Below are 9,599 nucleotides of genomic sequence, written 5' to 3' on the forward strand. Positions count from 1 at the left end.
GATTTCCTTTACGACTAAATGATTGTAATAGTCTTAATTCTTTTGCTTTATTCATGTAGGTAGAACTAGTATATTGACTTCCTCTATCTGTCTGTATAAAGTTCAATCCAGTTATCTATAGAAGTTCTAGAAACACCATATTCACGAGAAAGCTCTAATTTAGATTTACCTGATTGGTAAAGTTCTATTATCATTTGTTTAAAATCTTCAGTATATCTTTTACCTGTTGATCCCATATGGACACACCCTTTCTTAATTATATTTTATAATGTTCAACTAAGTGTGTCCATGATTTTATACTAACACCATTTCCTTCATGATCTATTACTTTTATTTTAAAAGTTTTAATTATTGTAATGAAAGAGATAATCAAATCAGTCTCAGCTTCTTCATACTTTAATTCATTGCTATACTTTTTAATTAGTGGTTTGAATCGATTTAAAAGCTCTATCAAGGAATTCTTATCACCTTTTTTAGCTTGCTTTATTAAGTTAATCAAATATAACCTCTCCTTTTGTAGAACTTTACTTTTGGTAAATTACCTACTAAATAAGGACGTGGATTATACTGTTTCTGTAAACGTCTTTGTTAAATAATATACTTGTTTACAAAATACAACAAACTTTTTTTAATTTAATTTAATAAATTCAATTAAAAAAAGCCCCCAATTTGGGGACTTTACGAAATATGTTAATTGTTTACCTACTCTTATCATTAACCTCCAAGCTATAATCATTCCTGCCAAAACCAGCAGTAACTTAGAAAAACAGTTAAAAGTGAAGAGTTAAGAATCTTTATATCTTTTAACTTTTAATTCTTAATTAAAGAGTTCCTTCAGCTCCTCTTTAAACTTATCCTCTAAAGCTCCAATTATATAATCCTCTTTGTTCGGTCTTAACTTCTCTGGCACCAGTTTAGCCATCTTCTCATATTCCTGATTATACCTCTCTAGTTCCCCCTCTGATAATACCTCATATCTCTCTAAAGCCATCTCTCTAGCCTTCTTCTCTATTCTCTCTTCAAGCTCTTTTCTTTTTCTCTCTTCTTCTTCCTTTTTCCTAGCTAGCTCTTCTTCCTTGGCTTTCTTCTCGAGCTTGGCAGTAGAGTAATGTCCACCTTCACAGGAAGCCTTTAAAAAGCCCATAAAATTATCAGGCTGAGCCTCCTTAGCATACTTAATATCCGCCTTTAAATATCCAAAGCTATGTTCAGCTAATAAACCCTCTAGCTCCTTTTTATAAGCCTCTATCTGCTCCTCTTGGGGTAAAAGCTTAAATAATTCTAAAACTTCAGGAGAGTACTCCTCCTGAATATACTCTTTAAATTCTAATTCTTTTGGTGGGTTCTCCCTCTTCTTAATAATAAACTTAATTGCAGTTACCTTTCTACCTGTCTTAAGTTCTTCAAAGTCAATTTTTAGATCAGTCTTTTCATTGATTTCTTCTTGAGCTTTCAATAGTACTCTTCTTTTAAAATTATTATAACGATTATAGCTCTTTATATCTTCAATTTGTAATATCCTCTTCAGTTCTTCAATTGTAATTTCCCGTCTTTTTAACCTTTCATACTGTTTACATAACTCATATATTCTTATTGCATAAACACTATTTAAAGATATCAATTTTTTACATTCTAATTTAGTAAAATGGTTACTTAGCTGTAAAAGATAAGGCTTTAACTTTTCAGCAAAACTCAATTCTACTTTTCCTAAATCATCATAATATTTTGCTGAAGATAACCAAGATATCTGTAAACAACCATCAGGTTCATTTATAGTTAAAACTCGAGATAATAGTTTTTCTGTAATCTCTTTAAGTTCAGAATAATAGGCTTCTTTATTTAAATTTAAAATATCTGCTAGTTCATCTACACTAAAAACACACTCTTCAAATTTGGTATCATCCTTTTTAATTGCTGCTGCTAAAACTAAGATAAGTTTCTGTTCTTGTAAAGTTAATTTATAATTTGCTTCAATCAATTTATTGTGTTTTACAATCAATTCTTTGCTATTCATAATCCACCTCCTACTATCTGATAATAGTTTACCACAACTAATGCTACTTCACAATAAAAAGTAGCATTTAACAAGATATTTGTCGCATTTAGCAAGATATTTGTAGCATTAAACAAGATATTTGTAGCATTTCGCAAGGTAAATGTCGCTTTTAACAAGGTATTTGTAGCATTTCAACTTCACAAATCCTATAACCACAAGGGTTTGTCTATATCGGAAAACTTTTTAAAACTCTTTAAAACTATTAAAACAACTACAACAGTATTTTTCCAGATAACTCATTATTTATAGAGTATTATTACCAATATTTTGGGTATGATTAATCCTCTTTGTTGTTGTTAAAATCTCAATAAAAAAACAGAGAACCAATAAACCTATTCTCTGCTTTAGCTTTTAGTCTTCAATTAATATTTAATCTCTGTAAGCTTAACTTGACCTTGATAAATTATATCCCCAAAAATATAATCACCTCTTTTAGCTGGATACCATTTTCCTTTAGCCTTAAAAAAAGCCTGCCCCTCTTTTATCTCCATAGGTTTATCTAAATTAAGCAGATTCCAAGAAATATTAGTAGGTCTAAGTACTGCTTTTAGAAAGCTGCCATCATCATAGATATTAATTACTTTTTTAGTCGTTTTATCATAGACACTTAGCCTACCATAAGACCTACCTTGACCAATAATCAGCCATCTTCCCTCTCATAGTACTCCATTATTCATCCTTAACTTGTCTTCTAAGTAACAGACCTTAGTACCCTGCTTCTGATGTTCATTATAGGCGATATTGTAGTCACCAATCAATTCCCTGACCATCCCTCTAAAGCCACCTAGCTCAGCTAAATTAAAGCTCCCCCAAACCATCAAAGCCAAGATAAACATAATCGCCAATTCATTTTTAGACCCAACTTTGACCCGATACTTCAGCCCAGCCATTACAAAAATTCTATCAGTCAGAGGCTTAAATAAAGTCACTCCTGACAAATTCCAAGTATCCAATAACAGATGAGAACAAGCCCCAATCTCTAGCCAGAATAAAGGCTTGTAGAAGTGATGTCCGATTATCAAGACAGCAATCCATAAAACCAGACTATGAGTAAAATTTCTATGTCCGCACATCTTATTTAAAGGATTAGAGATAAAGAAGAAGACCCTCCCAATAGTACTTTGAGGAGGGTCAATATCAGGTAGTATTGACCCTAAGGTCAGATAAAATAAAGCATCCTTAGATTTAACTCTAAATATATAATAAATAATGCAAATAAACTATGTGTTGGAGCGGTCATGACTTCGGTCGTACCTCCCTTTGTCAGTTAAAAGTTAAAAATGAAGAGTTAAGAGTTATTTAAAACCTATAACAAATGATTGATGATTTAATATATCCTACCATTTAAGGGATAAACTATTCTATTTTAGGTTTTAAAGGTCGTGTTTTTTAATTCTTAACTATTAACTACATAAGCATTACTTCTAATTTCTTTCTAACTTTATTAATCTCTGCTATTACCTTGGTAATCTCTTCTCTGACATCATGGTAAGCATCAATACTTTAGCTCCATCAGTAATGATTAAAGCCCTCAAATAAATCTCCTTCTCTTTTAAAACCTCTAAACTACTCAAATTAACTTCTAACTCACTTAGTAACTCAGCACCCTTATCTAAGAACTCCATCTTCTCCTTCTTAATCTTCTTTCTCCTATCACCATCAAAGATAGGAACCTCCACCTTGGCTTCTCCTCCAAACTCCCCATCCTCATAAATAAGGGTACTGATCTCCATACTTAAATTAGCCTTACAATATAACTCATCAGCTCTCTCCTTCAACCTCTCCCAATACTCTTCAACACCTAGCTCTTTAGTCTTATATTCTTCTTTACTCTTTTGGCTTTGAACTTGCTTTTGATTCTCAATTTTCAATTCTCCACTCTCAATTGTATCTTCTGCCCTTGCTACTGGACTGACTAACATAATTAATAATAGTAAAATACAAATTCTCTTTAAATAATACACCCCCATTTACCTTTCAAGAACCTTAGTAACTCCTTCATCTACATTAGTCTTCGTATAAATCTGAGTAGTAGCCACAGAACTATGTCCTAATAACTGCTGAATCTCTCTTAGTTTAACCCCTCTTTTAAGAAGCATAGTGGCAAAGATATGGCGAAGATTATGGAACTTTTTATAACCAAGCTCCCTTAAATAACGATCTACAATAGTCTTTCTCTGCTTATAGCCCCCTCGCCCTTCAGCCTGAAACTCCTGTAAAGCTTTAATTAACCAGCTAGGAGCAGGGATCTTTCTCTCTTTATCACCCTTACCAATCACAGTAATACAATTCTCATCTACCTCTACAGTCTGAATCTCAGAGATTCTAAGACCACACATCAACATTAATCCCAGCCAGATCCCCTCACGCTGTCTTTGTTCAATCAACTCTTTAGCATGCTCTCTAATCTTAACAAACTCCTTTTCACTCTTAGCTTTAGGAATACGCTGTTTTCCCTTACCAGTAACCACCTTTTCTAACTCAATATGTAGCTTAGGATAATCATCACGTAAATACCATTTAGCCAGCTGCTTTAAAGCACTAACCCGCCGCTTGACAGTATTAATATCCTCGCCAGTATTAGCCTCTTCAATCCCCTCCAAACTTAGATTATAGATAGTCTTATTGTTAGCATTAGCAATTCTTTCCCAATACCTCAAATCAGAGCGATAACCTCTAATAGTATTCTTGCTTCTACTAGCCGATTTTAAGAATAGAAAGAAGTTCTTGATTCCTTTAGGTTGTCCTCGCTTCCCATTAATTTCTGTAATTTCTTTAGATTGATTAGATTCTTTTTTTACTTGGTCATTAATGACTATATCTTTACTTACCATTATTACTTCTTCATTTTTAATCATCTCTTGATCTTCAACTATTAACTTTTCACTCTTAACCTTTAACTGCTCCTCTACCTCTTCTCCCTGATCTTTAACGATCTTCCCATTGACTACTTTAAACTCTGATTCAGTATCTCTTCCCAATAATCTCTCTAAAAAATCAAGCATCTTAGCCACCTTCCTTCAGTATCTAACCTGTAATTATTCAGCTCTAATTTTCAACTTATATCCAATTAAGTGGCTTCAACGTTGATTGTAGCCACTTTGAAAACAAAGCCTATAACTACGCTATTTTCGCTATTATATATAGTAAATAAATATATAAAAATAAAGTAATAGTGGTAGTAGTGCTAATAAAAAACACGAACAATTTTCTAGTAATCGTTCCTTATCATGTTAAAAAACTAGAGTAAAATAGATTATTATCACTAAATGTTTGTGAATAAGACATTATTATACTTGAAATTTTGAAAAAACTAGGATAGACTATATTTATGTGTGAATAAGATATTAAAATGTTCAAAATAATATAAAATTAATTTTAAAGGGCTGATATTATATGAGTAGAAAGTTACCAGTAATCTTAACAGCAGAAGAGCAACAATTATTACTAGATCAATTTACTACTAGATATCCCACCCAGGAACGTAATAGAGTAATGATCAAATTAATTCTTGATACAGGTTTAAGAAGAGCTGAAGCAATTAATTTAAGATGGAATGATATTAATTTAATGAGTGGTAAATTAAAAGTAGTACAGGGAAAAGGAGCTAAGGATAGGATCTTATGGGTACAAGAAGAGACTTTAGAAGAGTTAAAGCACTGGAAGGAAAGACAAGTTGATGAATTAACTAAAAGAGAAGCAGTAAATAAATATAACTTAGTATTTACAACCTTAACAGGAAATAAGCTGAATCCTAATAACTTCTATAAAGTAGTAAATGGGTATAGTCAAAAAGCAGGAATAGTTAAAGAGGTAAGTCCCCATACCTTACGACATACCTTTGCCACTGATTTATATCGGGAGACTAAAAATATTAGATTGGTCCAGAAAGCTTTGGGACATGAGGATTTATCTACTACAATGATTTATACCCATATAGTAGATGATGAACTTGAAGAAGCGATGAAGGGATTTAGAAAAGATAAATAAAATTTCAAGTGTACATAATATCTATTTTATTACTTATCAAGAAGAGGAATTACCTGTGTCTGTTGCTCGTTTATTTTTAAGATCTGAAAAGAGAAAAGAGTACATAAATGAGATAGAAGAAACAATTAGAGACTTATTTAGAAATGATTTTAATAAAGCTAAAGAAACTTTATTTGATGATTTAGACACTATGGTTCAACATGGAGCTACTAAATGCAAAGTATATTTTTTATCTATAAATGATGATTAATTTCCTATTGAAGTAGAAAATCCAAAAGAATTTGCAACTAAATTTTATAATGGAGATATTACTTTAAGACAAATTAAAAGAGAGGCTAAAGGAAGGTTTAAAGAAGTTTATAATTTTTTAAATCAATCTAATTATAATCCTAAACTAGCTTTTTATAAAGGTGAAGGCAAAATGAATATTGGTGTTGCTATTTATATTGATTGGGATAATAAATATTAAGTTAATAATAGATTATATTGCTTGAAAATAAAATAAAAATAAAAAAGTAGAAGCAATTTTCAATTTAAAATACTTCTTTAGAAAATGTAACTCTATTATCTAATAATTTATTAAAGAAAAGTATGATATAATTGTGTTATAGAGCTTAAGATTAATCAAAAATGAGCCATTATATATATGGAAAAGCAAACACCTGATTTATTATGGAAAGAAATCATAGAAGACTTATTTGAAGACTTTTTACGGTTCTTTATGACCGACTTATATTCAAACATAGACTTTGCTAAAGGCTATCAATTTCTTGATAATGAGTTAGCTAATATAGTTGATAAGACTATCAAAGGAAAGAAACTTTCAGATAGACTAGTAAAAGTACATCTAAAAGACGGAACAGAGAACTGGATATTAGTTCATTTAGAAGTACAAGGCTATTATGAAAAAGAGTTTAGTGAGAGAATGTTTAAATACTTCTATCGTATTTACGATAAATATAGCAAGAAGATAGTGGCTTTCGCTATCTTTACAGAGGATAGAAAAGACTATCAACCAGCTAAATTTGATTATAGCTTCTATGAAACTGAATTAAATTATAAATATAAAACCTATAAGATATTAGATCAAAAAGAAGAAAAACTATTAGCATCAGATAATCCCTTTGCTTTAGTAGTATTAGCAGGTCTTTACCAGCTAAAAGGGGAGCAAGAAGGCAAAGAAAAGAAGCTTGAATTTAAAGAAAAGCTATTTGATTTACTAACTGAAAAGGGATATAGTAGAAAGAAAGTATATATGATCTTTAAGTTTTTAGATGGATTATTATATTTACCTGACGAATTAGAAGATAAATTTTATCAAGATATCAACGAAAAATTAGGAGGTGCTGATAAATTGGGTATTAGTGAAGAAATGACCAACCTTTATCAAACAGCCAAGAACAAAGGAAAATTAGAAATGGTTAAGAACTTATTGGACTTGCACGTAGAATTAGATAAGATAGTTGCAGCCAGCGGATTATCAAAAGAGGAGATAGAAGAGATAAAAAAGAAAGCTAGACATTAGAAAAATAATAAATTTAAGATAAAGAGGATGGATTTTTAAAGATTCATCCTCTTTCCTTTAACATATTGGTGTTAGTATAAAATCATGGACACACTTAGTTGAACATTATAAAATATAATTAAGAAAAGGTGTGTCCATATGGCATCAACAGGTAAAAGATATAATGAAGATTTTAAACAAATGATAATAGAATTTTACCAATCAGGTAAATCTAAATCAGAGCTTTCTCGTGAATATGGTGTTTCTAGAACTTCTATAGATAACTGGATTGAACTTTATACAGAAATAGATATTGATGAAGATACTACTGTTACTTATAAAGAATTATTAGCTATAAAGAAAGAAAATGAAAGGCTACAAGAAGATATTATGGATGTCTATCTAGATAGCCACAAACGATATGGTGCTATTAAAATTCATAAAAAACTCTCAGATAGAGGTTGGGATGTTAGTATTAAAAGAGTACAAAGATTAATGAAAAAATTAGATATTGGGTCAATTGTGCATAAAAAGTTTAAACATTATCCTTCTAAATCTGACAATGTATGTGGTGAAAATCTCTTAGAAAGAGATTTCTCCACCACCTCTGTTAATCAAAAATGGGTATCTGATATTACATATATCTATACTATCCAAGATGGTTGGTGCTATTTAGCATCGTTTGTGGGACTATATGAATCTAGTAAAAGTAGCTACCTCAATTGAGGTAGCTACTTTTTTAAGAACTTGAGAAATTAATCATCAAGCTTATCTTTTACAAAGGTAAATATCTCTTCAGCCATCTTGATAGCAGTTAAAACATCATCTTTATCTGGCAAAGGCCATTCTGTAGGATATCTAAATTCTACTGCATAAGGGGTTAACTCTTCTGCATAATCCATAAATTGATTAAACTCTTTGTCTATATTAGCAGCTATCATCACTAGTCTTCTTAAATCATGGGTTTTACTAAAAGATTTAGTCTTGTAAACTATAAAGGCTTTTAAAGCCTTTTCTGCTGTTTGCTGAGTATGGTAGATAGCAGTATCTAATAAGTCAGCTTCATTAAGAGTTTTAGCAGATTTTAAGTCATGTTCAGCCTTTTTCAACCATGCTTTTATACTAGCACTCATAAAGTTTCTTTCCTTCTTTGACAATATGGTTACAGAGGCTAAATTCATCTTTCAGTAGTTTCTTATACTCTTCTTCTGTATAAACTATAAGATCAGTTGGGGTCATAATTCCTCTTAAAGCCTTATACCCTTTCACTACCCTTTTATGAGGATTCTGTTGAGCTTCTTTAAGTACAACCATTATATCTAAATCACTATCTTCATTAGGATTTCCCCAAGCATAAGAACCAAAAAGATAGATTGACTTAGTATTTGGATGATAAGCTGTAAGCAAACGATTAACAACAATAGATATCTCATCAGGCGTAATTAACTTATCAGCTTTAAGTTCCATAATAATCCTCCTTTGTTTTATTTATATCTTATTATACCATTAGATTCAAAAAACTAAAACTCCTGTGTATTAATCACAGTCTTTTAATGAAACTAAATTATATAAAATAATTTAATCATCACAAATAATTAACCATATCAATCATATGGAAAATTTATACAAATATAAATATAGATATAAAGAACAATTATCGAAAAAACGTTCGTCTTTTTTACTACTATTAACACTACAATAACATTATTTTTATATATTTATTTACTATATATATAATAGCCAAAATAGCATGGTTATAGGCTTTGTTTTCAAAGTGGCTACAATCAACGTTGAAGCCACTTAATTGGATATAAGTTGAAAATTAGAGCTGAATAATTACAGGTTAGATACTGAAGGAAGGTGGCTAAGATGCTTAATTTTTTAGAGAGATTATTGGGAAGAGATACTGAATCAGAGTTTAAAGTAGTCAATGGGAAGATCGTTAAAGATCAGGGAGAAGAGGTAGAGGAGCAGTTAATTGTAGAGATTATGAAGGAAGATTTAAGTGAAATCAAAGATTATCTATACAAAAATTAAAAAAATAAAAAT

13 protein-coding genes and 1 pseudogene are annotated in these 9,599 nt (G+C 30.7%); 5 read left to right on the top strand and 9 right to left on the bottom strand.

What is annotated here, in order from left to right:
* Window positions 1–104: 104 nt before the first annotated feature.
* The 7 genes and pseudogenes from U472_RS16060 to U472_RS00595 form a co-directional block, all read right to left on the bottom strand.
* Window positions 105–236: pseudogene (locus U472_RS16060) on the bottom strand (transposase); the annotation flags it as partial.
* A gap of 20 nt (window positions 237–256) precedes the next feature.
* Window positions 257–499, bottom strand: coding sequence for a helix-turn-helix domain-containing protein (locus tag U472_RS00575; protein ID WP_068714450.1), 243 nt, complete (start codon window positions 497–499; stop codon window positions 257–259).
* Between the two features lie 318 nt (window positions 500–817).
* On the bottom strand, window positions 818–2,014 hold the full coding sequence (locus tag U472_RS00580) for a replication initiation protein (protein ID WP_068714452.1): 1,197 nt from the start codon (window positions 2,012–2,014) through the stop codon (window positions 818–820).
* Between the two features lie 404 nt (window positions 2,015–2,418).
* Window positions 2,419–2,547 carry a hypothetical protein gene (locus U472_RS17325; RefSeq protein ID WP_281201041.1) on the bottom strand — a complete coding sequence of 43 codons (129 nt, stop codon included), beginning with the start codon at window positions 2,545–2,547 and terminating at the stop codon, window positions 2,419–2,421.
* Between the two features lie 165 nt (window positions 2,548–2,712).
* Complete coding sequence (locus U472_RS00585) at window positions 2,713–3,273, bottom strand: metal-dependent hydrolase (RefSeq protein WP_083189675.1); 561 nt, start codon at window positions 3,271–3,273, stop codon at window positions 2,713–2,715.
* 240 nt (window positions 3,274–3,513) lie between these two features.
* Window positions 3,514–4,020, bottom strand: coding sequence for a hypothetical protein (locus tag U472_RS00590; RefSeq protein ID WP_141677911.1), 507 nt, complete (start codon window positions 4,018–4,020; stop codon window positions 3,514–3,516).
* 6 nt (window positions 4,021–4,026) lie between these two features.
* Window positions 4,027–5,061 carry a tyrosine-type recombinase/integrase gene (locus tag U472_RS00595; RefSeq protein ID WP_068714458.1) on the bottom strand — a complete coding sequence of 345 codons (1,035 nt, stop codon included), beginning with the start codon at window positions 5,059–5,061 and terminating at the stop codon, window positions 4,027–4,029.
* Between the two features lie 391 nt (window positions 5,062–5,452).
* Here U472_RS00595 and U472_RS00600 point away from each other — a divergent pair, with 391 nt between their 5' ends.
* The 4 genes from U472_RS00600 (at window position 5,453) to U472_RS00615 (ending at window position 8,276) form a co-directional block, all read left to right on the top strand.
* Window positions 5,453–6,046, top strand: a complete 594-nt coding sequence (locus U472_RS00600) for a tyrosine-type recombinase/integrase (RefSeq protein WP_068714460.1) — start codon at window positions 5,453–5,455, stop codon at window positions 6,044–6,046.
* A gap of 55 nt (window positions 6,047–6,101) precedes the next feature.
* Window positions 6,102–6,296 (top strand): hypothetical protein, encoded by a 195-nt coding sequence (locus tag U472_RS00605; protein WP_068714462.1) that lies wholly within the window; start codon window positions 6,102–6,104, stop codon window positions 6,294–6,296.
* Between the two features lie 396 nt (window positions 6,297–6,692).
* On the top strand, window positions 6,693–7,571 hold the full coding sequence (locus U472_RS00610) for an Rpn family recombination-promoting nuclease/putative transposase (RefSeq protein WP_068714463.1): 879 nt from the start codon (window positions 6,693–6,695) through the stop codon (window positions 7,569–7,571).
* Window positions 7,572–7,709: 138 nt separating this feature from the next.
* Window positions 7,710–8,276: an IS3 family transposase gene (locus U472_RS00615; protein ID WP_068714466.1), complete on the top strand. Its 567-nt coding sequence runs from the start codon at window positions 7,710–7,712 to the stop codon at window positions 8,274–8,276.
* Between the two features lie 29 nt (window positions 8,277–8,305).
* Here the strand turns inward: U472_RS00615 and U472_RS00620 are convergent, their stop codons facing one another.
* Together U472_RS00620 and U472_RS00625 are read right to left on the bottom strand one after the other, a co-directional pair.
* Window positions 8,306–8,683, bottom strand: a complete 378-nt coding sequence (locus U472_RS00620; RefSeq protein WP_068714468.1) for a HEPN domain-containing protein — start codon at window positions 8,681–8,683, stop codon at window positions 8,306–8,308.
* A complete protein-coding gene (locus tag U472_RS00625) occupies window positions 8,673–9,017 on the bottom strand; it encodes a nucleotidyltransferase domain-containing protein (RefSeq protein ID WP_068714470.1) in 345 nt (114 codons plus the stop codon). Before U472_RS00625 ends, U472_RS00620 begins: the two co-directional genes overlap by 11 nt.
* 402 nt (window positions 9,018–9,419) lie before the next feature.
* Between U472_RS00625 and U472_RS16655 the strand changes: the two genes are divergently transcribed.
* Window positions 9,420–9,587 carry a hypothetical protein gene (locus U472_RS16655; RefSeq protein WP_176714089.1) on the top strand — a complete coding sequence of 56 codons (168 nt, stop codon included), beginning with the start codon at window positions 9,420–9,422 and terminating at the stop codon, window positions 9,585–9,587.
* Window positions 9,588–9,599: the final 12 nt, after the last annotated feature.

Origin of the sequence: Orenia metallireducens (assembly GCF_001693735.1) — a bacterium.
Taxonomy (GTDB): Bacteria; Bacillota; Halanaerobiia; order Halobacteroidales; family Halobacteroidaceae; genus Orenia; species Orenia metallireducens.